Here is a 23,144-nt window from a genome sequence, read left to right as displayed (position 1 = left end):
AAATGGTCTCCCGGCGTCCGGGTTGGTCATCGGCCTGACGAAAAGAACGGCGTCTAGGAACGATTCCAGCCGGCTGCCGTTGCCTAACATTAGATATCTCTTATGGAAGTTGCGAAATGCCGCTGTGTCAGAATCTATGCCCTCTTGAAATGACTTTCAAATGCCCGCGTTGCGGATTGGCTTTGCTGAAACCCGGGCGCTGGTTTCAGGTTGCATCCAAATATCGCTGCGAGGGATGTCACAGCGAAATCCGGATTACTTATCCCGACAAGATTGCACTGTTCCAGAAGTATGCGGCGCAGCGCGAGGCTCCACCTCCGCCAAAGCATAGCTCAGTCCTGACCAAGTCATTCAGCGGCTAGGCCATGGTCCTGCCAGGGGCGGCGGGGCGACTGAACGCTGACTGCCGGCGGCAGGGTTGCCTGTTGCATGGAACGAAATCCGTTCCCTGCGGTTGGAAGGTCATGCCTCCAGCTACACGCAATTGAACCGGCCATGCCCTGCAGTCAGGAGCAGTGATGCAAACATACCTGGTAGAGCAAATGGAAGGGGACGACGTGGTTGCGGCGAGTAATGTCAATGCGTCCAGCCCGTTCACGGCGGCGACCATATCAACAGGACGCCAGGTTACCCTGCGGACATGGGAAAACAACTGGGTTCGTGTCACGGATGAGCTTGGAGGGGAAGTATTCGCATACTGCTTCGTTTCAGGCACTGGCGGAGCGGACCGCAGCGCACAGCCCGACACTTCGGTAAGGTAGCACAGCCGAGCGAGCGCAGGCTGGCATGCTCAACTTCGAACGATTTAAGCGATCAAGACTGCCTCGCGCATCATCCGAATGATTGATGAAAAGATCATGCCGCGGGGCGATAAGCGGCAACAATCCTAGCGTGGGGCCCTTATGTCTCTGGCGCATTTAGAATCTTCGAGGGCGATTCAAACGGTGCAGGCTGACTACCAAGCGGTGGTCTCTTGTCGATGGTCAAAAGTTCCCGATCATGCTCTTGACGAGGGCGGGCTCGTTCTACGTCTGCATCAACGGATGGGAACTGGCTTCGTCGATATTCCGGTCTTTGATCACCTGAGGGAAATCGCCGGGCGTTATTCCGAGAAATTAGCCGCCAGCGACGGCACCAACCGACTGACCTATTCCGAGCTTTTTCGGGCGGTCGAGGCCTTGGCCAGCCGGATTGAAGCCGTCGTTCCCGACGGAAATGCGGTTGGAATACTTCAGGCCAACTCGGTCTGGTACACCGTTGCCATGCTGGCCAGCATGGCATCCGGTCGACCGTCGGTGCCGCTTAACGTGCGAGATCCGGACTCGCGCATCAACGAAATCGTCGCCGACGCGAGGCTCTCCGCCATAATTGGCGACAAAGGCCTCCACGGCCTTGATCTGCCTCAGCACGTTGCCCGGATCGATATAGCGCAATCGTTGCAGGCAACGCTTCGTCCAGCTGGACACCGTACCGTTTCTGTCGATGCACCGGCAATCGTGCTTTATACCTCCGGCAGCACGGGCCGCCCCAAGGGAATTGTCAACAGCCAGCGGAGCTTGCTGTGCCGGGTGCAGCAATATGTCGACGCGTGCCACATCAATGCGCAGGATGTTTTCTTGCCCCTGACCGGCCCGGCAACCATCGCCGGTTGTCGGGAAATACTTGCCGCTCTTCTTACGGGTGCTACGTTGCAGCTTGTGGAGGTCGAAGCCGTCGGCCTGCGCGCGGTTCGCGGCCGCATGCAATCGGAAGGCGTGACGATCACCTATCTGGTGCCGGCATTGCTTCGCGCTCTCCTGGCGGATGAGCCCGCGGACGCCTTTGGTTCACTCAGGGTTGCCCGAATTGGAGGCGAGAAGGTGTCCTCGGCCGACATCCGCCTGGTGCGCAAGGCTGTCCCGCCAACTTGCCTGGTGCAGATCGGCTATTCATCGACGGAAACGACTGGATCGCAGTGGTTCTTGCCGCACGATTGGCCGGAATTCGATTCCTCAGCTCCCGTCGGTTGGCTGCTTCCGGGTATCAGCTTCGCGATTGTCGATGAAGAGGGTTACCCGGTTCAGCCCGGCAAGATCGGAGAACTGTTGATCAGAAGCCCGTATGTCGCACTCGGATATTGGGAAAATGGGGCAGTCGTTCCGTTTGAAATAGATCCCGACGACCAGACGCTTCGTATCTTTGCGACGGGCGATCTTGTGCAAATTGGGAGTGATGGCCTGTTGCGGATCATCGGTCGCAAAGGGCGCCAGATAAAGGTCAATGGGCGGCGCGTTGAGCCGGCCGAACTCGAACGGGTTCTGCGTGGCGCGCCGTCGGTGAAGGATGCCGTGGTTATCGTCACCCCGGCGAATGAACTGGTTGCGTTCGCCGTCCCGCACGGCGGGGCGGGAGCCAGTTTTTGCGACGAGCTGCGCCAACTTGCCAGGACAAAATTGCCGCCGGCGCTTTGCCCGCTGCGGCTCCATGCGAGCGCCGAGATACCGCGACTGGCCAGCGGAAAGATCGATATGGCAATGCTGGCTGCAATCGACCTTTCGGTTCGGGAAACAACGCCCCCACCGCAAATCGCCCATGCGGGAAATGAAGTTCCTGCTCATCAGATAGTACGGCGTGCCTGGACCAAGGTCCTTAAGACGCGGGTCGCCCTGGGGTGCTGGGATGAAGCGGGGGGAGATTCGCTTAAGCTGCTCCATTGCGTGATGGAAATCGAAAGCGCGATCGGGCAGGAGCTCGGATTGGAAGCCTTCACGGTTGGAATGAGCTTCGATGAGATGGTTGCAGCGGTCATTTCCGCTCAACGAGGCGGAGAGCACGCGCCCGCCTGGAAACACGAGCCTCCGCTGCTTTTCCTTTTCCCCGGGTCGGTCGGCTATGGTCCGAGCCTTGCTTCGTTCGCATCGGCAATAAGCAAGGTCGCCAGGGTGTCTCCCATCAGATATCCGGCCCTGGGCATGATCCTGCAAGGTCAGAACACCGTCGCCGCAATGGTCGAAGCTGCAATCGATCATATCAACCGCGTGCAGCCTACCGGCTGTGTTCGCCTGCTTGGCCACTCGCTCGGAGGAGCGGTCGCTTTTGAGGTTGCCGCGCGTCTGCTTGATCAAGGGCGAGCGGTAGCGTTCACGGGCATTCTGGATACCAGTCTGGTTGGCGAGCGCAGCAAGCGTTGGGAGACCATTACCCGGACATTTCACCGGATCCGAACCAATCGTATATCGGCTAGTCGGGTGGCGTGCCGCGCGCTTGCCAAGGTCGCGGTCAAAATGCACTGCGAATCCCGGCTTGCCAGCTTCCTCGACCGCTATGCCGAGGGTCAGTTCAACCCGACGAGCTTCAGAACCAAACTGGAACTGCAGGAGGTTCTGCGGGCGCGCGCCTTCTTTCAATGGCTGGCAGAACCCAGGCCGATACTGCCGATCACCGGCACCTTGTTCCGTTGCGCGCGGCCCGGAATGCCGCTTGCACTCGGGTGGGACCGGGCATTCGTCCATCTGGACGTCATTCCGATCGCCGGCACTCACATCGACATGGTCGTGGAGCCCCATCTGACCATCAATCGCCCGCTCATCGAAAACGCTGTGACCGAGACCTACTCTTCAGTCGAGTCACGCCAACAGGAGGCAGTGTCATCGACCTGATCGGGGAATTCAGCAGCGATGTGCTGGCGCTCGATGCCCGGCTGGAGATCGATCGCATCGTCGAGACTTTGCGCGAACAGGTTCTCGGCACACAACGGCGTCGCGGAGTGGTCGTCGGGCTCTCCGGAGGCATCGACAGTTCGGTCGTCGCAACGCTGTGCGCACGGGCGTTCGGGAAGGACAAGGTGCTCGGCCTGTTCATGCCGGAGCGCCATTCGTCAGGCGACTCGTTGAGGCTTGGCCGCAGCGTCGCCGGGCAGCTTGGCATCGACACAATCCTTGAAGATATCGAGCCGGCGCTTGAAGGCATCGGCGCCTACGCCCGACAGATCGAGGCCATCCGAACTGCCGTCCCTGGATATGGCGAAGGCTGGAGATGCAAGCTGGTCATGACATCGGTGCTGCAGAGCAGCGGCCTCAATATCACGCGCCTTACGGTCGAGGATCCGCACGGAAAGATCGACACCGTGCGTCTGTCGCCGGCGGCTTACCTGCAGATCGTCGCTGCCACCAACTACAAGCAGCGGGTTCGCAAGATGACCGAGTATTATCATGCGGACCGCCTCAACTATGCAGTGGCAGGCACGCCAAACCGGCTCGAATATGACCAGGGCTTCTTCGTCAAACAGGGCGACGGCGTCGCCGATGTGATGCCTATCGTCCATCTCTACAAGACCCAGGTTTACCAGCTGGCGGAATATCTCGGCATTGACAAGGAGGTGCGAACAAGGCCGCCGACCACGGACACGTTTTCCATGGCGCAAACCCAGGAGGAGTTCTACTTCGCCTTGCCCTATCAGCTGATGGATTTGTGCCTCTACGGCATGAATCACGGAATTTCGGCCGGCGTGGTTGCCGCCGCCGCCGGCCTCACTGCCGCGCAAGTCGAGAAGGTCTATAAGGATATCGTCAGCAAACGCCGCGCTGCACGCTATCTTCACGCACGGCCACAGCTGCCCGCTGCGATGGACAGGGATTGACCCATGTGCGGCATCGCCGGAATTGTGGCGCTGAACGCGGCTGCGGAGCCTCCTTCACGAGCCGCGCTTCTACGAATGGCAGCCGCGCTCTCCCATCGAGGTCCGGACGAAAGCGGCCTTTACCGCGACAGGCGAGCGGGGCTGGCGCATACCCGCCTGTCGGTCATCGATCTCTCGACCGGACAGCAGCCTCTCGCCGACACAGGCAATACCACCTGGATCGTCTTCAACGGCGAGATCTTCAATTACGTCGAGCTGCGTGACCAACTCATAGCCCTGGGACATCGTTTCCGCACCCGCAGCGATACGGAGGTCGTCGTGCATGCCTACCGCGCCTGGGGTGTGGGCGCGTTCGAGCGGCTGAACGGGCAATGGGCACTCGCCATTTGGGACTCGCTGACAGGCCGCCTCGTCCTGTCGCGCGATCGGTTCGGCATCTGCCCGCTGCATTTGTGCGAACACGCTGGCCGCCTGCATTTCGCCAGCGAAGTTAAGGCCATCTTCGCAGCCGACCCGGCGATACCGCGGGCCTTCGATCCGGCGGGGGTCGACCAGACTTTCACGCTGTGGACGGTCGTACCGCCGCAAGGCGTATTTCAGGGGATACAGGAACTTACCCCCGGCCATGTCCGCATCTATGACAATGGCAGCGTTCGTGAGCACGCTTTCTGGAAACCTTGCTATCCCGAGATCGAGGACCTGGCCCATGGCACCTTCAGGGGCTCGCTGGAGGATGCGGTGGACGAAGTGCGCGGCGCCTTGCAGGCCGCGACGGCGCTTAGGATGGTGAAGGCGGATGTGCCAGTCGGCTGCTACCTTTCCGGCGGGCTCGACAGCTCACTTGTCGCCATGCTCGGGAGGCGCTTCGCCGCCGCGCCGCTCCAGACTTTCTCGTTGCGTTTTGCTGACGCCGAGTATGATGAAACCCGTTACCAGCGGCTGGTTGCCGGTGCGAGCGGCGGCGAGCACCACGAGGTGATGGTTTCGCGCGGTGACATCGCCGACATCTTCCCGGATGTGATCCGTCACGCCGAGCGTCCGATTCTCAGGACCGCGCCGGCGCCGTTGTTCCTTCTCTCTAGGCTGGTGCGCGAACATGGCATCAAGGTCGTGCTGACCGGCGAGGGGGCCGACGAGATGTTCGCCGGCTACGACCTGTTCCGGGAAGGCAAGGTCCGCCGCTTCTGGGGGCGGCAGCCCGCATCCGCCCGACGCGCGCGACTGCTGGAACGCCTGTATCCTTATCTGAGCCGCTCGCCGGTCAAGCAGCAGGCGATGGCGCGCCAGTTCTTCGGACACGGTCTCCATGCATATGGTGCGCCCGGCTTCGCGCATGATACCCGCTGGCGCACCACCAGCGCCATCAAACGGCTGTTCTCGGCCGACATGCACGCCGAAGCGGCGCGCCACGACGCAGTGGCGGACCTGCTCTGCCGTCTGCCCGAAGAGTTTCCACGATGGGGTCCTCTCGCGCAGGACCAGTATCTTGAGATCAGGACGCTGATGTCGGGCTACCTGCTCTCCTCGCAGGGTGACAGGATGCTGATGGCCCACTCCGTCGAGGGGCGCTTCCCGTTCCTGGACGACAGGCTCGTGGCCTTGGCGAATTCGCTACCGGCCGACTACAAGCTGCGCATTCTGGATGAGAAACACGTGCTGAAGCGTGTGGCGAAATCTATCGTCCCCGCGGAAGTCGTGGCCCGCAAGAAGCAGCCCTACCGGGCGCCCAACGCACTTTGCTTCATGGGCGATAGCGCACCCGCCTATGTCCGCGAAGCACTCTCGGAGACTGCCCTGCGCGCGGCGAATGTCTTTGATCCGAACTCGGTCGCGCGCCTGCTGGACAAATGCGCTGCCAAGACCGGCGATGGCGATCTGTCCAACTCGGACAACATGGCGTTGGTCGGCGTGCTGTCGACGCAGCTCCTCCATCAGCAGTTTGTCGCAAGCCGTCCATCAAGCGGGCGTGCGGTCGACCTCAGGATAGATGTCGATCGCCTGCACAGGGAAGAGGTGCTGGTATGATGCATGGCGCCGTCCCTCTGCTGCACGACTACCTCAGCCATTCGGCCGGCCGGCTCGGCGACAAGGTGGCGCTGGTGTGCGGCGGGCACCGGCTCGCCTATGATGAGCTTGAGACACGTTCCAACGCGGTCGCCCATCATCTCGTCACGTCCGGGGTCGCCCCCGGTGACCGCGTCATGATCTTCGCCGACAACACCGTCGAGACCGTGGTCAGCTTCTGGGCGGTTCTCAAGGCGAGCGCCGTTGTGTGCATCGTCAATCCGCTCACCAAGAGCGACAAGCTGGGGTATTTGCTCAACGATTGCCTGCCGGCAGCATTGATCACCGACAAACATTTGCAGGCAATCTTTACTGAACCGGCGCGTAACTGTCCGTCGCTGCGGCGGCTCATCGTCTCCGGTCCGGTGGACGACGCCGAGCTCCGGGGATTGCCGCATGCCGTACGATGGGATGAGGCGGCTGCCGGCCACGGCAAAGCGCCGGCCCGCCGCCGCATCGATATCGATCTCGCAGCCATCATCTACACGTCGGGCTCGACCGGCGAACCCAAAGGCGTGATGCTGACGCACAGGAACATGATGGCAGCCTGCACGTCGATTGCCTCGTACCTCGAACTTGGCGAAGACGATGTGATCCTCAATGTCTTGCCCCTGGCCTTCGACTACGGCCTCTATCAGATGATAATGGCATTCCGTACCGGGGCGCGCTTGGTCCTCGAGCGCTCGTTTGCCTTCCCCGCACAGATACTTGCGATCATCGAAAGGGAGAGAGTTACAGGCTTTCCCGGCGTGCCAACCATCTTTGCCGCGCTGTCGGATCTCAAGACGCTGAAGGCAGATGATTTTGCAAGCGTAAGGTATGTCACGAACACTGCCGCGGCACTGCCGCTCAAGCACATTCGCCTGCTCCAGGAACTGTTTGCCGATGCTCGCATCTATTCGATGTACGGCCTGACCGAATGCAAACGCTGCACCTATCTTCCGCCGGAAGATCTTGCTCGAAAACCGTTGAGCGTGGGGATCGCCATCCCGAACACCGAAATGTGGATTGTCGATGAGGATGACCGAAGGGTCGGTCCCAATGTCGTCGGCCAGCTGATCATTCGCGGGGCAACGGTCATGAAGGGCTACTGGGGTAAGCCGGAGGCTACCGCGAGGAAGCTCAAGCCTGGCCCTTTGCCCGGCGAGCAGGTTCTGTACACCGGCGACTACTGCCGAATGGACGAAGAAGGCTACCTCTATTTTGTCGGCCGCAGCGATGAGATCATAAAATCGCGGGGAGAAAAGGTGGCGCCCAGGGAAGTCGAAAACGTGCTGATGGAAATCCCGGGAGTACGGGAAGCCGCGGTCGTAGGAGTTCCCGACGACCTGCTGGGGCAAGCAGTGAAAGCGTTTGTCGTCATGGAGCAAGGAACGATCATGGGCGAAAAGCAGCTGCGGATTGAATGTCAGAAGCGGCTGGAAAACTTCATGATTCCGAAGTCCATCCAAATTGTGTCTAGTCTACCGATGACGGACACGGGCAAGCTCAAGAAAATAGCGCTTTCATAAAGCGATACCTGGAAATCATTTGGATCGGAGGCCAATTCAATGCTGAGCACGAACAACAGAATTGACACCTACAGCGATCAGATACGCGCCTTTCTGGCGTCAAATTTCTACGTGGCCGATCCGCGTGCCCTGGAGGTTGAAACGTCGTTGCTCGACCAGGGCATCATAGACTCGACCGGAGTGCTTGAAGTTATCGGCTTCGTCGAGGAGACATTCGGCATCACTGTCGAGGACAGTGAACTTCTGCCTGAGAATTTCGATTCCATCCAGGGAATTGCACGTTACGTGCTCAGCAAGGAAAACTGATCGCTGAGCTACGCTTTAAGGGCGTCCTCCCAACCGAGCGCGCAAACCCATGGCGCGGCTCACGCTGGCGCTTTGGCCCGTGCACAAACCACCCTGGCTTCACCGGCTTTGTTTGCAACCGCGCGAATGCTCTCGTAGGCTTTGGAACGCTCAACCAAACTCATGACCTGCCGGTCCTGGCCAAGCCCGACCTCGAAAAGCAGCATGCCACCTCGCCGCAGATAGCGCCGCGCCTCCTTGATCACCCGCATGTGAATGCTCAGGCCGTAAGGCCCGGCAGCGAATGCCTCACGTGGTTCAAGTTCCATCAGATGCGCGCGGTCGTTTTCGAGCCGCTTCTCGGAGATGTAAGGCGGGTTGCAAACGACCAGATCGATCGTGCCTTCGAGCTCCAGACCCGAGAAGGAATTGAACAGGTCGCCCTGCAGCACCGAAATGCGTCCGGCCAGGCCAAGATGGGCGACATTCCGGCAGGTGGTTTCGACACAGCTGTCAGTGAGATCGCTCGCCCAGACGCGTGCGGTGGGGACCTTGTATCCAATGGCGCAGGCGAGATTGCCCGCTCCGCAGCACATGTCCACGACACGCGGGACCGGCCGATTAAGTTCACGAAGCACATTGAGGGCGGTGCTGCCGAGCAATTCCGTCTCCGGGCGAGGGACGAGCACGCCGGGCGCGACAACCAACTTCAGCCCCATGAAGCCGATGCGGCCGGTGATGTAGGCGCTGGCGACATCTATTTCACCAATCACGACAACCCCGCTTTCTTGATTTGCCCATGCCCGATTTCTCAGGTCGCCCGGGTCTTCATGCCGTGAGGCGAGGCATCAGCCACCGTCGTTCCTGGGTCGGTTCACGTCGCGCAACTACTGGATCGCCGCGCTCTGCAGGTCGCTGCTGAACCTCACCTCGATGGTGTCTCCAGGCGCGACCTCAGTGTCCTGGTCGACCGGTCGACTTCTCGACGCGTCGCCGGCTCCACCGGTTATTGTGATCCGCGCCTGGAAGGTTTCGCCGGCGACCGGCAGTGGAAGAGCGGACGCCCCTGATGGCTGAAGCTTCTGGCTGGCTGCGTGGAGCCTTGCAGTGGTTTCGGCGAGGCGAAGGTCGGTGTCCCTCAACTCGTTCAGAAGGCCGATCCTTCGTTGATTTTCATTGCGTTCCTGCTGCCTGACGAAGTCTTCCTGCTGGCGCCGCGTTCTCATGAGTTCGACCGAGGTCTCGAGCGCCCGGCTCGACGACATCAGCACCGCACGTCTGACATCGGCGAGCCTGCTGTTGGTCAGGTTGCCCGATTCGAACGATTTGGTGACCCGCGCCAGATCGTCCTCATCCTGTTTCACCGCTGCCGCTTCCGTCTGCTCGCGCTTGAGCAGAACCTCGACCTCAGCCTCGGCATCCTTGGCGGTCTTGTCGAGATAGCTTTGCTCCTGTTGAAAATTGTTCAGCGAAATTCTGAGGCCCTCCGCTTCCGCCTGCGCGACCGCCGATATCAATACATTCGACAGGGGCGAGCCCTGCGGCGGCTGCATGTCAAATTCTGCCTGGTTCTGAAGTTCGGCGCGGATGCGGGCGCCATGAAAGTAGTCCCTGATGTAATCCCCCCAGATCGACTCGTAGTCGCGTCGCAGATCAACGGGATCAGGTCCGCTTTGGCTTGCCCGCGACCGCAGAAGGCTGAAACCGCCGGCGACCGCAATCGCCTGCCGGACTGTCATGAGTGGCCGGTAAGCCTGCTGCCCTGGCGTCAGCACATCGCCAGTCACGTAGATCGGCCGGTACTCCGCGATCACGGCCGTGACGTCGCTCGGCTTGATGACGATCATTTGCTCCCGTCCATCAGGCAGACGCTGGTGGACGATCTTGGTTGGCAGCACCGCTTCCATGCGCGTCTGCAATTCGGCCGGCGTCAACCCGCCAACCGGGATCATCCCGAACTCGGGCAGCGCGATCGAGCCATCCATCTGGACAACCGCGCGTTGCGTTCGTTCCGCTATGGAGGCAATTCCTATCTCCACCGTGTCGCCGGGGGAGAGCTTGTAGGCGGCCGGCGCTTCGGCCGCGGTTGCGCTGCTCAAGGCCAGGCATCCGACAAGTGCTGCAAAGGAAATTCGGCTAACGAAGGCCATTGGTGGCAATCTCCTTTTGATTCAGATCCGGCTGCGGCGGCCAATCGAGATGGGCGACGAATTCGTAGACCGGTCCGCCCGGTACCCCCCAATTGCTCGACCAGATCACTTGCGACCCATCAGGGGACGGGGAGGCGTGTGTCTCGCTCCAATAATCGAACGGAGCATTTCGCGTCTGCACGATCCGTCGGGCCTCTCGACTGCCGTCGACACGCAGCGCGATCACCTCGCGCGAGTATGGAGCCCAGTCCGGCTGGCTTCGAACCTCCTCGGGATTGCCCCCGTAACTCATGAATGCCCATTCGGGCCGGTCCAAGGCGCGCAGCGACGCATGCTCGGCCTCGCCGAACTTCATGAGCGACGTGACCTTTCCATCGGACAGCCGACGTTTGATCACCTGATACTTGTCCGGGCTGGATTTGCTGATTCCGACGTAAATTTCGCTGCCGTCCGCGTCGAGAGTCATATCGCCATGGCCGGGCCGATGATGGTCCTTCCACGTCTGGCGCAAGGTGCCGTCGATTGCGAAAATGGCTCGCTGCTCGGTGCCGTCGGCCAGGTTTTGGAAACACAGGATGTTTTCTCCAAGCGGAGAAATGGTGCAGGAACTGGTCGTTCCGGCAACCTGGGCGAGATTGATGTCCGGGTATTTCAGACGCCGGTCGAGATCATATGCGAAGGCGACGGCAGCACCATCATCGCGGGTCGCGCGTACGGCAATGCGGCTGCCGTCACGACTTGGATTTCCCTTGGACGGGCCGAATTTGAGATCCCGATATTTCGCAGCGGCAAAAACTATGTCCTCACGATTGCTGCGGGGCGCCCAGGTCGAGATATTCTGATCATCGACACAAATCATCAGGTCCGCGTTTCGAGGGTGCCATTCGCACTCACCCGGCTTGTTGCGATGGAACAAAGGAACGTAGTTTTTCCCGTCGAGGAAGCACATGCCGTTGCAGCCGTTCATGAGGACGAGGAGGCTCTGATCGGCATTCCACGCTTGCGCGCTCGAGTACCGATGACTGCAATATATTTTGCCGCAGACAATTCCGCCGCCAAGAGCTCCGGGCTTGGTGATCCGAGTGAAGCTGATCCCTGTCGCCGGATCGGTTGCAGGTTTCAGGTAAGCGGGCAGATCCATTGCCGGCTCCGTGCCTGCCGCACCGCTCGGCCGGTTTCCGGCTGTGTGTAGCGCCAGCAGAGCGGCCATCAGCAGCACAGCCGGTATGAGCCGCGGAAAGGTCATGTCATATAGCTCATTTCGCGACGGACGCGGCCCTCGCTGAGGCGCGAACGCCACCACTCGATGGTTCTTTCCAGACCGTCACGCAGGCTTGTATGCGCCCGCCATCCGACTTTACTTTCAAGGTTCGAGGAATCGGCGAGCAACGCGCGAACCTCGGAGTTCTGCGGCCGCATCCGGCTTTCGTCGCGACGGACCGGTTTCCTGGTGCCACTCAACTCGAGCACCAACTCCAAGACGTCCGAGACACTGACGGCGCGCTGGCTGCCGGCATTGTAGGCATGGCCAAATTCAAGCTCGGCGGCCCCTGCCGCCACAAATGCCGCCGCAGTGTCTTCCACAAAGGTAAGGTCGCGGATAGGGCTGGTGTCGCCGACCATGATCGCCGGACAGTTCTCATCCAGAGCCTGCCTTATCAGGGTCGGCACGATGGCCCGCTCGCTCTGGCGCGGCCCGTATGTATTGAACGGCCGCAGGATGACCACCGGCACATCGAAGGACCTGGCGTAAGACGCTGCCATCATGTCCGCCCCGATCTTGGATGCGGAGTAGGGGGACTGTCCCTGCAACGGGTGGGATTCATGGATCGGCATGGTCAGAGCGGTGCCATAAACCTCGCTTGTGGACGTATGCACGATGCGCTCGGTTTCCCAGTGGCGTGCCGCTTCGAGGACATTCACGGTGCCCAGCACATTGGTCTCCACATAGGATTGGGCAGCAGCGTAGGAATAGGGAATCGCAATCAGCGCAGCCAGATGAAACACCACCGCCTGGCCGCGCACGATCCGGTTGATGAACGCGCTGTCACGAACGTCGCCACGAATGCATTGCAACTGGCTTCGAACGTGGTCGGGCAAATCATCCAGCCAGCCATGGCTGTCGAACGAGTTGTAGAGGGCCAGTGCCGTGACATCGGCACCTTCGTGCACCAGCGCTTCCGTGAGGTGGGATCCGATAAATCCATCCGCACCGGTGACCAGGACCTTCCTGCCGCGATAGCTCACGACCGTGCACTCCTTCGATCGTGTGAGCCGTCAAACTGGCGAACGAACAACAATCCATTCATGCCAAACTCCTCGCTTGCCAACTCTACCCACTTGCCGCGGGAGGCAGGGACACACCGAAAACCGCCCTGAAGCCCCGCATTATCCAGACGAGGTCCGATGCAATCGTGCGCCGCGGATAGTAGGCGAGGTCGATCGTTGCCTTGGCCGGGAACAGGACCTCTCGATAAAACAGGAGCGGATCAAGGGAGGGCGGGTAAAAACAGGCTTCGTGACGGAAGAGAACCTGGGTCGGGCCGAGCAGGCCAGGCTTCCACTGTAGGACAGCTTCATTGCCGCCGCGGAAACAATCGGCGAAGGCAAGGCTTTCCGGCCGCGGCCCGACAATTGCCATGTCCCCCGTGAAAACGTTCCACAGTTGGGGCAACTCATCAAGTTTCGTTGCCGCGAGAAAACGGCCTACCCGCGTCATGCGGCTGTCATCGTTCATGGTCAGCGCGAGCCCGAAAGGATCGGCTGTTGTCTTGAATTTGCGGAACTTGTACATGCGAAACGGCTTTGCGCCGGCGCCCAGGCGCGTCTGTGCGAAAAACACCGGCCAACCACCTTCGACAAAGAGTGCAACCGCAATCAGGAGCATCAGTGGAGCGAGTACCATTCCCGCTGCTGCAGCGAGGATGATGTCCATCGCGCGTCTGGCAATTCCGTGGCTGGTGCCAGCTACGGCGGGCCGATGCATCGTCACGTCGAGTGCGTTCATGCCGCGGCTCCCGCACGCCCGCTGCTTTCAATCGCGGTGGCTAGTGCAACAACCACCGACTCGATCGCACTTGCCGTAATTTGCGGGTGTAGTGGAATCGTCAGCTCCCGCTGCGCGAAGTCCTCGGTCTTCGGCAGATGGATTTCAGTGAACATTTGGCGATAAAGCGTCATCTGGTGCACGGGCGTATAGTGGATTGTGGTCTGTATCCCCTTCGTTCGCAGATGATCGATCACCGTTTGCCGGTCGACGTCATGCGGCAGGAGGACAGGCATGATGTGGTAGGCCGAGGTCCGCGGTTTGCCGAACGGGACTGTCACAGCGGAGCAATAATCTGCGATCAGACGCCGATAGAGGACGACCAATATGCGCCGGATTTCATTCCATTCCTGCAGATTTTGAAGTTGGACCAAGCCAACAGCGGCGCGCAATTCGTCCATGCGATAGTTGAAACCGAGCATCGTCACGTCGTATTGCGGCGTGCGGCTGTTCAGCCGCTGATGTGTGCCACTGGTCATCCCATGTCCGCGAGCCTGGCGGATCGCTTCACGGAGCTGTGCATCCCGGGCGATAACGGCTCCACCTTCCGCGGTGGTCATGTTCTTGTTGCCGTAGAAGCTGAAGGCCGCGGCCGCACCGTAAGTCCCCACCTCCTTAAGGCCGGGAGCATGCGCGGCATCCTCGACGATATGCAGTCCTCGCACACGGGCAAATCTCTGCCATTCTTCCCGGTCGGCAAGATAGCCGGCAAAGTGGACGAGAATGACAGCCTTGGTACGTCCGGTGCACTTGGCTTCCGCGTCGCTTAGGGACATCAGTGGCACTTCGGCCGACTCTATGTCGACGAATACCGGTGTTGCTCCTACGTACAGCACTGCATTCGCGGTCGCCACGAAGGTCAGCGAGGGAACCAGCACTTCGTCTCCGGGGCCGATCCCAAGTCCATGGAGAATGAGATGCAGGGCGGCGGTGCAAGAGCTGACGGCGACGCAATCGACCGCATCATGCACGGCTGCGAAGGCCTCTTCAAAGGCTCTTACCTGGTCCCCCATCGTCAGCCACCCACTGTCGACAACTTTGGCCAGGGCTGCCTTTTCCGGAAAGCCAAGAATAGGAGCGCTGACCAAGAGCATTACGACCTCCTCATGTTGGCGCGGCAGGGCGTTCAGCCCTCAAGCGGCCGCTGCCGAGACCTCGATCGATGCGGACTGCTCTTCCCAGGCAATCGTTTGTGCGTTTTGAAAATCTTCAACGCGTCCGATATCCAGCCAAAGCCCGTCATGTTTGTAGACGTGCACATTCGTGCCGTTTTGCATCATCTGCAGCATGAGGTCGTCGAATCCGAAGGCGATGCCGTCAGGTATAAAACGGAAAACATCTGGATTCATGCAATATATTCCCATACTTACCAGATGAGTCAGCGTCGGTTTCTCGCGGAATACTTTAACAGTGTTGCCGACCTCGTCGATGACGCCGAAGTCCATCTTGATGATGCGGGAAGCTGTGGCTATGGTGACTGGATCCGTATGAGTGCGGTGTGACGCCACAAACCGGCTGAGACTGAGATCGGTAAGTACGTCCCCATTGAGAACAATGAACGGCTCGTCCAGTTCCTCCCTGATCAGGGAGAGCGGGCCAATAGTGCCGAGAGGTTCCAGCTCCTGGGTATAGCGTATCCTTAGATTCCACTGTGATCCGTCTCCGCATACGGTGCGGATCAAGTGCCCCAGATAGCCGGTCGTGACGTAGACATCCTGAATGCCGTTCCGTCGCAGCCACTTCAAAAGCAATTCAAGAACCGGTCGAGCACCGATCGGCATGAGAGGCTTGGGCAAGATGGATGTGAAAGGCCGAAGGCGTGTTCCCATTCCACCGCACTGAATGACCGCTTTCATCTCGTCCTCCTGTTGATACGACTGTCGCGGTGTGATGGGTCCAGCCCACCCGGCCGGAAGGTACGCCAGTGTTGGCTTCGCCTCTCCGGAGTGCAGCGATGGTAAGTGGCGCCCGAGAAGGCGTCGTCGTGCATTTGAATGGCACTTTCCCGGCCTTTTGATTTCAATATTCCAGCCGGCAGGGCATGGCGCGGCAGGGCGATCAATCAGCGCTGGGGAGCTGTAGCCGCTCGACTGGCAACTGCTGTGCGCATGTCCGGCGCCGGTAACGACCTTCTCGGAAGGGCATCGCTACCATTCGTACGAAAAAAACAGTTCAATATCTGGCCCTGAAATGCGTGCGAGTGTAAGCTATATTAGAAAGTTGAAATATGCGGATGGGCGGCGGCGAGCGTCGACATACGGGGGATCAGCGGGCGGCTGATCTGTGTTGGGTCACCGTACGGTCCATCCAGACGGAGGTTTCGGCAGCTAGGGACACATGCGGGGCTGCCAAAAGGTGGGTGGTTCATGTATCGTATTATCATCGCCGACGATCACGGCCTGTATCGTCGTGGGCTGCGTCTGGCATTGATGGCCAGCATGCCAGACTTGGAAATATTCGAAGCGGCGTGTTTTGAGACCGTCATAAGCCTGCTTGAAGATCGGGCGCCCGTCGATCTCGCCATCCTCGACCTGAACATGCCGGGACTGTCGGGTCAGGATGATCTTCGCGACGTCTTACCGGCTCATCCCGACACACGGTTTGCAATTGTTTCGGGGACCGATTCACGCGCCGAGATTCTGACTGCCCTTTCGATTGGGCTTCATGGCTATATCGTAAAGTCCCAAACGGACGAGGAGGTGGTCCTGGCGGTGAACGAAATCCTGGCCGGCCGTATTTACGTTCCGGCACTTCTTTCACAAAGGCCCAAGGAGTCGGTACGCCTTCCATCCGTGGCTCCCACGCAAATGCCCCACAGGACCACTAGCGTCAACAATCTGGGCAGGCTTACGTCCAGACAGAAGGAAGTCCTCAGGTTGATGGCCGAAGGTTACTCGAACAAAGAGATTGCCCGCTCTCTTGAAATTGCAGAAGCGACGACGAAGATTCATGCCGCCGCCGTCCTGCGCGAACTTGGGGCACGAAATCGGACAGAGGCCGCGGTTCTGCTGAAGACATGGGCCGCCAGAGACGTCAACTAGCGCCGATTGCTTTTGGCGGCAGCCGGACCGAATATTTCAGTCCGTGATCCAGCATCTCAAGCTTGGAAGAGTGGCCCACGATAGGTTCACCGTCAGCTCCAATAATCAACGACCCAAAGCCACGCCGAGCCGAGGTGGAGACCCGGCGCTCTCCCGATTCCGACCATTCAAACACTATGTCGGCGCCGGGCTCTTGGGCTGCGAATTGCCACACGACCTCGATCCGGCCTGCCGGAGTGCCGAGAGCCCCATGCTTCACGGAATTGGTCGTAAGTTCGTGAACGATCATTGCGAAGCTCTCAGCCGAACCCTCTGCCATTTTTACTTCGGGTCCACTGATCGAAATGTTGTGCGTCCCCATATAGGGCTGCAATTCCTGAGCAATGAGGTCACGGAGGGAAGCCGACAGGCTGCCATCGCGTGAAAGAAGCAGATGCGTCGCCTGGAGTGCGCCGATTTTTTCGATCAGTGTCTGCTTGTAACGGGCGATATCGTTGTCGGGGGCACCGACCATATTTACAAGCGCCGTGATCACCGGAAACAGATTGTTGAGCCTATGGCGCTGTTCAAGCATGGCCCGCTCTCGCTTCTTCGCCGCAGCCCGCAGCAGAATGGTTATGCGTCGATCGGTGAGATCCGCGGCGACTCCTATTCGCTGTGCACGACCGTCGCGCAATTCGTCCCGGCCCCGAAGAGCAATCCAGCGGATATGCCCGCCAGCTCGCCTGATGCGGATCTCCGCATCATAGTTGGCGCCTGATGCAAGCTCTCCCGGGGCCGTCAGATTAGGCAAGTCGGCCGGGTGAACGACAACGGCCAATTCCTGCAATGGACGGCTCGGCGCGGGTGCCAGTCCCATCATTTCCCAGAACGCGGCTGAGCCATTCACGGATCCGCTCTCGAAATCTATACGCCACGTTCCCAACCGGCTGGACGACAGTGCCAGGTCCAACCATTCCTTCTGAGCCCGGAGTGCCTCGCGGGCGGTTCGCTCTCCAGATATATCGTCCACCATTACAAAGATGCTTTGAGAGAGAGCATCGGCTGGCACGGCCAAAGACAGCGCCAATCTTGTCCACAAAACCGTGCCGTCCTTTTTCAGGAGACGGATCTCCGAGCCGAAAGAAGTCGTGTCCTTGAGGCGAGTCAACGCTTCCGCCAAAGTGTGGTTGTCGTCAGGGTGGACGAGTACCCTGAGCGGTAGACTCGAAAGCTCTTCCTCGACATACCCTGTCATCTCACAGAGACGTTTGTTGGACCGTTGCAACTCTCCGTTCTCGCTCATGTTGGCAAAGCCGATAGCGGCACGTTCGAATGCCCAGCGATAACTGTTTTCGGTTGCCTCCAAGGCCACGAGTCTAGCCTCTGCAACCTGCAAAAGGGTGCGGTAGTCCTGCCTCTGCCGGTGGAAAGTCAGGGCGATCATCGCCCCTGCAACCAGCAGCAGAATGGCCCTAATCCAAACCTCGACGTTAATTGGGTTGCTCAGGATATCCCGCGCCAACAAGCCGACGGCCACCATCACAAACGTTGCCGCAAGGGCAATCAGGCGATCTTCGAGATATGAGATGGCAATAATGGTGGGAACAAATTCAAAAAAGCCGATGTCGTATGCCATGGAGGCGGGCAGCGCCGTCTCGACCGCAAGTGTCGCGATCAGGAGCGACATCGAGGCAAGGTGGGTCAGCAACTTGCTTGAGCTGTTCGGATGCAAATTGAGCGAAAGCAAACGCATGTGCCAAACTATAACCTTCTGACTAGTCCGTCGAGATTAGACCGAAAAGCGTACAGACTAGTCCGACCGCAGGATTGTTCCCCGGGATTGTAGCGCGCATTTTGTCCGATGTCGGGGGCGGATCGGACCGCAACTCTCCAAGCGACCTGACTGACATGTTGAAGGCCCCTCCTTTTGACAGGGGGCGTTGCCGTTTTGCGGGAGGTAAGAAAATGGCATTGGTTGGTAGGCAAGATGATGGAGTTCTTGGTCGCCAATATGGAGGTTTCGGGGGAAAGCCCGTCTCGGCCTTGAGAACGCAGGGTGGCCATAGTTCCGCCTGGCACCAAGCACCACAAACGTTCGACGGCGTGGCCGTCGAGCCAAAGCAGAGCAGCCTTGCATCTGTTGTGAGAATGCTTGATCGCATCGGGTGTGGCTATCTGATCCTGAACAGCGACAGGAAGGTCATGGAGTGGAATTCAGCCGCTCAAAACACCTTGGAGCGCGAGGGCGAGGCAGCTGATACGGCCGGCAAGGTGTCGGTTGCTCTGAGGCGGCTGATCGCAAACGTGCCGGGGAATTTTCTTCCCGGCACACTTTCATGGGTGGTGATCCGCGGCATGGGCGACAGGCCCTTGATTTTGAACGAGAAGGGCATAGCAACGCCTGACGCGACGAGTATCGTGGCGCTGCTGGATCGTGAAAACAGGTCCGGGCCAAATCCCCAGACGCTGCAAAGAATGTTTGGTCTGACGAGTGCCGAAACGCAACTCGCGCTGCGCTTGGCGCAGGGCGATGCCCCTTTGGAGATAGCCCGCAAGCGGCGCTTGAGCCGGACCACGATAAGGTCACAGCTGGCGTCGCTGTTCGCCAAGACCGAAACTCGGCGCCAGGCGGAACTGGTAGCTCTTCTTGGGCGCATATGCGTCCTGCCGTGAGATAACGGCCGTACCATGCGCGCGCGCAACATGCTTGTGCGCGCGCAATCTGTTGCCGGCGTGCTTGTCCGCCAGCCTCACCCTACCGCCGTCGTGTGCGCACCCGGCCCAATCTTGGGCGGATTGCAAACACGTGGTTAAGCACGTGCCAGCCCGCCACCTTCATGACGGAAGGCCGGAAGATCTGAATCCCGTCCAGGAACGTGGTCAACCAGGACTGCTGGTGGAACCTCATGGGAATACGAGCAACCCGCAATGCCCGCAGCAATGTCTCGGGAGGCGGGAGATGGTTGCGGTCCTTGATGAGATTCCAGTTAAGCTGCTTGACGGCGAGGGTCACTTCGTCGACCTCGCGGAAACTCTTTGACGTTGTAATGCTTGGATGGTTCGTCGCATCGTAAAAGGTAAGCGGATCGCTTATCGCCACCATGTCCCCATGGCTGGCTAGATCGACGAAGAACAGTTGATCCACTCCGGCCGGAATCTCTTTGTGCGTGCGCATCAAGCAGCCGGCACGAATGACGTCGCTGTTGATCAACAATGTGGATGGAATAATACCCAGGCAGCGTGTCGCACGCACCAGATAGAGGTCCATCAGGCACTGCTGGCTGGAATAAAGCGAGATCGGTTCCTGCTCCTTGGGGACTTGGCGAAATCGCACTCGCTTGTCCTCGATTATGTTTGCGGCTGACGTCATGAAGGCGACTGAGGGATACTGTTTGGCAACTTCGGCGAATGTCCTGAGTGCACCTGGCGCAAGCCAGTCATCGTCATGCAGCAACTTGATCCATCGTCCGGAGCAAGTCAGCATAGCGTTGTTGGTGTTCTCCACCTGACCGCGACCTCGACTGTTTTCGATAATGCGGATGCGAGGTTCGCTCCGTGCGTAGTCGGTCACGATAGCCCAGGTCTCGCCCTCCGGTCCCTCGTCGTCGCTCACGACCAACTCCCAATCGGAGTAATCCTGGCCCAAGACGCTGTCGATCGCCCTGCGGATCGTATCCGGTCGACGAAAGGTTGGTATCCCGACCGAGATAAAAGGGCGTGACCATGAGACATCGGCCCGGTCATGCTGGGTGACCGCAACTGCCGCTTGAAGGTTGTCAATCGACGACGAATTCATGGTGTTTTTTCCTCGAGACATTCATGTTGGACGCACGTTGCAGCGCCTGCTGGTTGAGGGTCGTGGGTCAACAGGTACAGTGATGCTGCCATTTTCAGAGCGAAACCCGACGCGCCGCCGGCGGCCATGAAATAGATGACGGTGACTGGCTGCCAGCCCGCCTGGGCGCCGGCGAGCAGTGGGCCAAACACGAGAACCGCCCGTGCGAGGTCGATGACCAGTCTTGTTCCTTGCCGCCGTAACAGAGCGGGAACGTCGCTGAGCGGAGTCGACAACGCCTGTGCCGCGCCCATCAGCGCCAGTGCGGTCATGATTTCCGCAGTGGGCATCCAAGGCTCGCCCAGAAGCGGAACGACCACATAAGGCGCGGCGAGGCCGAGCAGCAAGATCGGCACCGCGGTAAAGGCGGCGGCCAGCAGGAGAAGCCCGCGCGCCACACCAAGCAGGTGTCCACGATTGCTGTTCCGGTTTGCTTCGGCGACAAAAACATTGCTGAGCGGTGTGGCGATCAGCGTCACCGGGCCGGTGACCAGCCGCGCGGCCACGCCCAAATATCCGGCAAATGCGGTGCCGAACAGCCCGCCGACAAGGACTGCTGGAAGATTGTTGATTGCTATGCTCGCGAGCGTTGCGGGAATATCGAACAGAGGAAATTTGTATTCCCGCCGAGCCTTTTCCAGCACCGCACGCCAAGGTGCCCAGGCGATGCCACGCAAATCCTCCCAACTCATCACCCGACAGCCGATCAGCCCGATGAAGACGAACTGGCTCAGAATATGCGCATGGATCATGGCTTCGCCGCCGAGGTTGGCGATGCCGAAAGCCAATTGCAGTGCAGCCATGCTCGCCGGCAGGATCAGGCGCCCGAGAGCAAAATCGCGCAAAAGCCCGGCACGCAGACTCCAGCAGTTCATGGCTTCGACCAGACCTGCGCCTCCCATTCCAATCGGAATGAGCCAGGCGAGCGAGCCGAGGCGATCGGGAGCAAGGTTCGACAGCATCTGTCCGGCCGAAAAGGCCAGGACGGTCGTCACGAACACAGCCAAGAGAATAAGCTTGACCGTCACATAGGCCTGCGCGCTTCCCTTGACCCCATAGAGCGAAGCCTCGAAGCGCAATGCCGCGACCCCGGCGAGTATATTCACGATCGACAGGTAAATCGTAAAGACGCCGAAATCGGCCGGCGAATAGAGCCGCGCCAAAACCGGGATTGCAGCAAGAAGGGTGAGCTGGCCGACAATCGCCATTGCCGACACTCCGCTTGCCGCACGAATGATCGAGCCGATCGGGCTCGGCCGAACAACGATGATGGCTGTGCCGGCCGCAGGAACCGTCTTGGGTCTCAGAAGGTCGCTTGGTGCCATCGGTTCGCGCTTCCGAGGGAGGCAAATATCGGGGATTGCCGGAGCCTACGATGCACACCGCACCTTGCCATCATTCACCTGAATGACGCGCAGGCTGCACCGTGAATCGTCCTGGCCGCTCCCTGGATGAACCACCCCCGGATCGTTCGTAGCCCAAGGACGAGCCTGTGGCCGTCATGCTATTTGCTCGCGCAAGAGGTCAGCGCTGTCCTCGAGCCGATATCCGGCATGTTTCTTCAGATTCACGTGCGTGAGGACACTGCCGACAGGTATCGCAAGAGAACCGTTGCCCTGAAGGAGTTCCAGCACCCCGCGAGCGAGGGTGCGTGGCGTTTTCCTCCACCGGATGGCGAAAAGAACCACGTCCGCCCATCCTGGCAGAAATTTGGCTTCCGGCCGCCCCAGCGCCGACGGCAGGTTTATGATCACGATGCGATAGGTCGCGTGCAGATCCGCCATCACTTTGCCTCCGTCCTCGCATGATAGCAGCGCCAGCAGGTCGTCCGACGGAGCGGCGGTCATCACGTCGATCCCGATTTCATGCAGCCTGGCAACGGCACCTTCCAGGTCGCAGCGATTGCAAACATAGTCAGCGAAGGAATGGCGGTTCTTGCGCTCGCTGAACTGGTGCAGGAACTCGAGCGTGAGCTGAACGCCCTTGCGTTCAAGATCGACCAACAGGACTCGACCGCCCAGTCGCGTGCCGGCGAGCGCCAGGCTCCACGCGAGCTCGGTCCCGCCATCCTGCGGCACGCTGGAGGTGACAAGCGCCGTGTACGACGAACGAGCCCTTAGCGCACTTGGTGCCGCCGCGATCAGCAACGACGTCACGGCGCGGCTATATGCGGACCTGCGCTCCCCCAGCACGAGGTTTCGCAGTTGTTTGGCATGCATTCCGCATGCTTCGGGGATCTGCCCCATACATGGAACCTTGAGCACCGCTTCCGCCTCGGCCTCGCCACGGAAAGTCCGGTCAAAATGATTGCGCATCGTGACGTACATCGCCCCAAGGATAGCGAATAGGATCATCCCGGGGGGAACAAGGAAGATGGCTGGCAATGTCTGCGGGATAGTCGGCGGCCAAGCCGCAGACAGGATAGAAATTCCAGCCGAGGGAACTCCGATACGCCGCGTCAAATCCTGTTGTCGACCCAGGAGTTCGTTATATCGCTGGGTCAGCAGGCTGACCTGCGGCTCGAGAGCCCGCAAACCGGAAAGCCGGCTGGCGGTGTCGGCCATGACCGCATCCAGGATGTTCTTTCGGCTCTCAAGAGCGGCGATCTGGGC

The 23,144-nt window shown here is 59.7% G+C and carries 17 protein-coding genes and 1 pseudogene; 7 read left to right on the top strand and 11 right to left on the bottom strand.

Going from position 1 to position 23,144, the window contains the following annotated elements; genetic code table 11:
- Positions 1 to 944: 944 nt before the first annotated feature.
- The 5 genes from EOD15_RS04490 to EOD15_RS04470 are packed head-to-tail and all read left to right on the top strand — an operon-like array spanning position 945 to position 8,499.
- Positions 945 to 3,638 carry an AMP-binding protein gene (locus EOD15_RS04490; protein ID WP_348629421.1) on the top strand — a complete coding sequence of 898 codons (2,694 nt, stop codon included), beginning with the start codon at positions 945 to 947 and terminating at the stop codon, positions 3,636 to 3,638.
- Positions 3,635 to 4,618, top strand: a complete 984-nt coding sequence (nadE, locus tag EOD15_RS04485; RefSeq protein WP_281035285.1) for an NAD(+) synthase — start codon at positions 3,635 to 3,637, stop codon at positions 4,616 to 4,618. The genes EOD15_RS04490 and nadE overlap by 4 nt, the downstream gene beginning before the upstream one ends.
- A gap of 3 nt (positions 4,619 to 4,621) precedes the next feature.
- Complete coding sequence (asnB, locus tag EOD15_RS04480) at positions 4,622 to 6,643, top strand: asparagine synthase (glutamine-hydrolyzing) (protein WP_127319911.1); 2,022 nt, start codon at positions 4,622 to 4,624, stop codon at positions 6,641 to 6,643.
- Positions 6,640 to 8,193: an AMP-binding protein gene (locus EOD15_RS04475; protein ID WP_164761660.1), complete on the top strand. Its 1,554-nt coding sequence runs from the start codon at positions 6,640 to 6,642 to the stop codon at positions 8,191 to 8,193. Before asnB ends, EOD15_RS04475 begins: the two co-directional genes overlap by 4 nt.
- 39 nt (positions 8,194 to 8,232) lie before the next feature.
- Entirely contained in the window at positions 8,233 to 8,499 is a 267-nt protein-coding gene (locus tag EOD15_RS04470) for an acyl carrier protein (protein ID WP_027036262.1), read from the top strand.
- Between the two features lie 59 nt (positions 8,500 to 8,558).
- On the opposite strand, the gene EOD15_RS04465 is transcribed toward EOD15_RS04470, so the two are convergent.
- The 7 genes from EOD15_RS04465 to EOD15_RS04435 form a co-directional block, all read right to left on the bottom strand.
- On the bottom strand, positions 8,559 to 9,251 hold the full coding sequence (locus tag EOD15_RS04465; protein WP_164761659.1) for a class I SAM-dependent methyltransferase: 693 nt from the start codon (positions 9,249 to 9,251) through the stop codon (positions 8,559 to 8,561).
- 114 nt (positions 9,252 to 9,365) lie between these two features.
- Complete coding sequence (locus EOD15_RS04460) at positions 9,366 to 10,577, bottom strand: polysaccharide biosynthesis/export family protein (protein WP_236383137.1); 1,212 nt, start codon at positions 10,575 to 10,577, stop codon at positions 9,366 to 9,368.
- 37 nt (positions 10,578 to 10,614) lie between these two features.
- Positions 10,615 to 11,874 (bottom strand): hypothetical protein, encoded by a 1,260-nt coding sequence (locus EOD15_RS04455; RefSeq protein WP_127408324.1) that lies wholly within the window; start codon positions 11,872 to 11,874, stop codon positions 10,615 to 10,617.
- Positions 11,871 to 12,875 (bottom strand): SDR family NAD(P)-dependent oxidoreductase, encoded by a 1,005-nt coding sequence (locus EOD15_RS04450; RefSeq protein WP_127320480.1) that lies wholly within the window; start codon positions 12,873 to 12,875, stop codon positions 11,871 to 11,873. Before EOD15_RS04450 ends, EOD15_RS04455 begins: the two co-directional genes overlap by 4 nt.
- An 85-nt stretch (positions 12,876 to 12,960) precedes the next feature.
- A complete protein-coding gene (locus EOD15_RS04445) occupies positions 12,961 to 13,635 on the bottom strand; it encodes a sugar transferase (RefSeq protein ID WP_127320481.1) in 675 nt (224 codons plus the stop codon).
- Complete coding sequence (locus EOD15_RS04440) at positions 13,632 to 14,768, bottom strand: DegT/DnrJ/EryC1/StrS aminotransferase family protein (RefSeq protein WP_127320482.1); 1,137 nt, start codon at positions 14,766 to 14,768, stop codon at positions 13,632 to 13,634. Before EOD15_RS04440 ends, EOD15_RS04445 begins: the two co-directional genes overlap by 4 nt.
- Positions 14,769 to 14,807: 39 nt before the next feature.
- Positions 14,808 to 15,530 carry a sugar phosphate nucleotidyltransferase gene (locus tag EOD15_RS04435; protein ID WP_127320483.1) on the bottom strand — a complete coding sequence of 241 codons (723 nt, stop codon included), beginning with the start codon at positions 15,528 to 15,530 and terminating at the stop codon, positions 14,808 to 14,810.
- 510 nt (positions 15,531 to 16,040) lie between these two features.
- Between EOD15_RS04435 and EOD15_RS04430 the strand changes: the two genes are divergently transcribed.
- Positions 16,041 to 16,715, top strand: a complete 675-nt coding sequence (locus tag EOD15_RS04430; RefSeq protein WP_127320484.1) for a response regulator transcription factor — start codon at positions 16,041 to 16,043, stop codon at positions 16,713 to 16,715.
- Here the strand turns inward: EOD15_RS04430 and EOD15_RS04425 are convergent.
- Positions 16,708 to 18,450 carry a PAS domain-containing protein gene (locus tag EOD15_RS04425; RefSeq protein ID WP_127320485.1) on the bottom strand — a complete coding sequence of 581 codons (1,743 nt, stop codon included), beginning with the start codon at positions 18,448 to 18,450 and terminating at the stop codon, positions 16,708 to 16,710. The two genes, EOD15_RS04430 and EOD15_RS04425, sit on opposite strands and share 8 nt — an antisense overlap.
- A gap of 212 nt (positions 18,451 to 18,662) precedes the next feature.
- On the opposite strand from EOD15_RS04425, the gene EOD15_RS04420 reads away from it, so the two are divergent.
- Positions 18,663 to 19,370 (top strand): helix-turn-helix transcriptional regulator, encoded by a 708-nt coding sequence (locus EOD15_RS04420; RefSeq protein ID WP_127320486.1) that lies wholly within the window; start codon positions 18,663 to 18,665, stop codon positions 19,368 to 19,370.
- A gap of 82 nt (positions 19,371 to 19,452) precedes the next feature.
- Here EOD15_RS04420 and EOD15_RS04415 read toward each other — a convergent pair whose 3' ends face one another.
- From EOD15_RS04415 to EOD15_RS04405, 3 genes and pseudogenes are all read right to left on the bottom strand, one after another.
- Entirely contained in the window at positions 19,453 to 20,493 is a 1,041-nt protein-coding gene (locus EOD15_RS04415) for a glycosyltransferase family 2 protein (RefSeq protein WP_127320487.1), read from the bottom strand.
- Positions 20,490 to 21,857 carry a lipopolysaccharide biosynthesis protein gene (locus EOD15_RS04410; RefSeq protein ID WP_127267493.1) on the bottom strand — a complete coding sequence of 456 codons (1,368 nt, stop codon included), beginning with the start codon at positions 21,855 to 21,857 and terminating at the stop codon, positions 20,490 to 20,492. The genes EOD15_RS04415 and EOD15_RS04410 overlap by 4 nt, the downstream gene beginning before the upstream one ends.
- A gap of 174 nt (positions 21,858 to 22,031) precedes the next feature.
- Positions 22,032 to 23,144, bottom strand: a pseudogene (locus tag EOD15_RS04405) (exopolysaccharide biosynthesis protein); the annotation flags it as partial.

It is taken from the genome of Mesorhizobium sp. M7A.T.Ca.US.000.02.2.1 (assembly GCF_003996995.1).
Lineage (GTDB): Bacteria > Pseudomonadota > Alphaproteobacteria > Rhizobiales > Rhizobiaceae > Mesorhizobium.
This window is presented reverse-complemented; position numbering and strand designations above follow the sequence as displayed.

Excerpts from the sequence above, each read along its gene's own strand:
- asnB (WP_127319911.1), top strand. The coding sequence starts at position 4,622 with ATGTGCGGCATCGCCGGAATTGTGGCGCTGAACGCGGCTGCGGAGCCT.
- EOD15_RS04475 (WP_164761660.1), top strand. The coding sequence starts at position 6,640 with ATGATGCATGGCGCCGTCCCTCTGCTGCACGACTACCTCAGCCATTCG.
- EOD15_RS04470 (WP_027036262.1), top strand. The coding sequence starts at position 8,233 with ATGCTGAGCACGAACAACAGAATTGACACCTACAGCGATCAGATACGC.
- EOD15_RS04455 (WP_127408324.1), bottom strand. The coding sequence starts at position 11,874 with ATGACCTTTCCGCGGCTCATACCGGCTGTGCTGCTGATGGCCGCTCTG.
- EOD15_RS04445 (WP_127320481.1), bottom strand. The coding sequence starts at position 13,635 with ATGAACGCACTCGACGTGACGATGCATCGGCCCGCCGTAGCTGGCACC.
- EOD15_RS04440 (WP_127320482.1), bottom strand. The coding sequence starts at position 14,768 with ATGCTCTTGGTCAGCGCTCCTATTCTTGGCTTTCCGGAAAAGGCAGCC.
- EOD15_RS04435 (WP_127320483.1), bottom strand. The coding sequence starts at position 15,530 with ATGAAAGCGGTCATTCAGTGCGGTGGAATGGGAACACGCCTTCGGCCT.
- EOD15_RS04430 (WP_127320484.1), top strand. The coding sequence starts at position 16,041 with ATGTATCGTATTATCATCGCCGACGATCACGGCCTGTATCGTCGTGGG.
- EOD15_RS04425 (WP_127320485.1), bottom strand. The coding sequence starts at position 18,450 with ATGCGTTTGCTTTCGCTCAATTTGCATCCGAACAGCTCAAGCAAGTTG.
- EOD15_RS04420 (WP_127320486.1), top strand. The coding sequence starts at position 18,663 with ATGGCATTGGTTGGTAGGCAAGATGATGGAGTTCTTGGTCGCCAATAT.
- EOD15_RS04415 (WP_127320487.1), bottom strand. The coding sequence starts at position 20,493 with ATGAATTCGTCGTCGATTGACAACCTTCAAGCGGCAGTTGCGGTCACC.
- EOD15_RS04410 (WP_127267493.1), bottom strand. The coding sequence starts at position 21,857 with ATGGCACCAAGCGACCTTCTGAGACCCAAGACGGTTCCTGCGGCCGGC.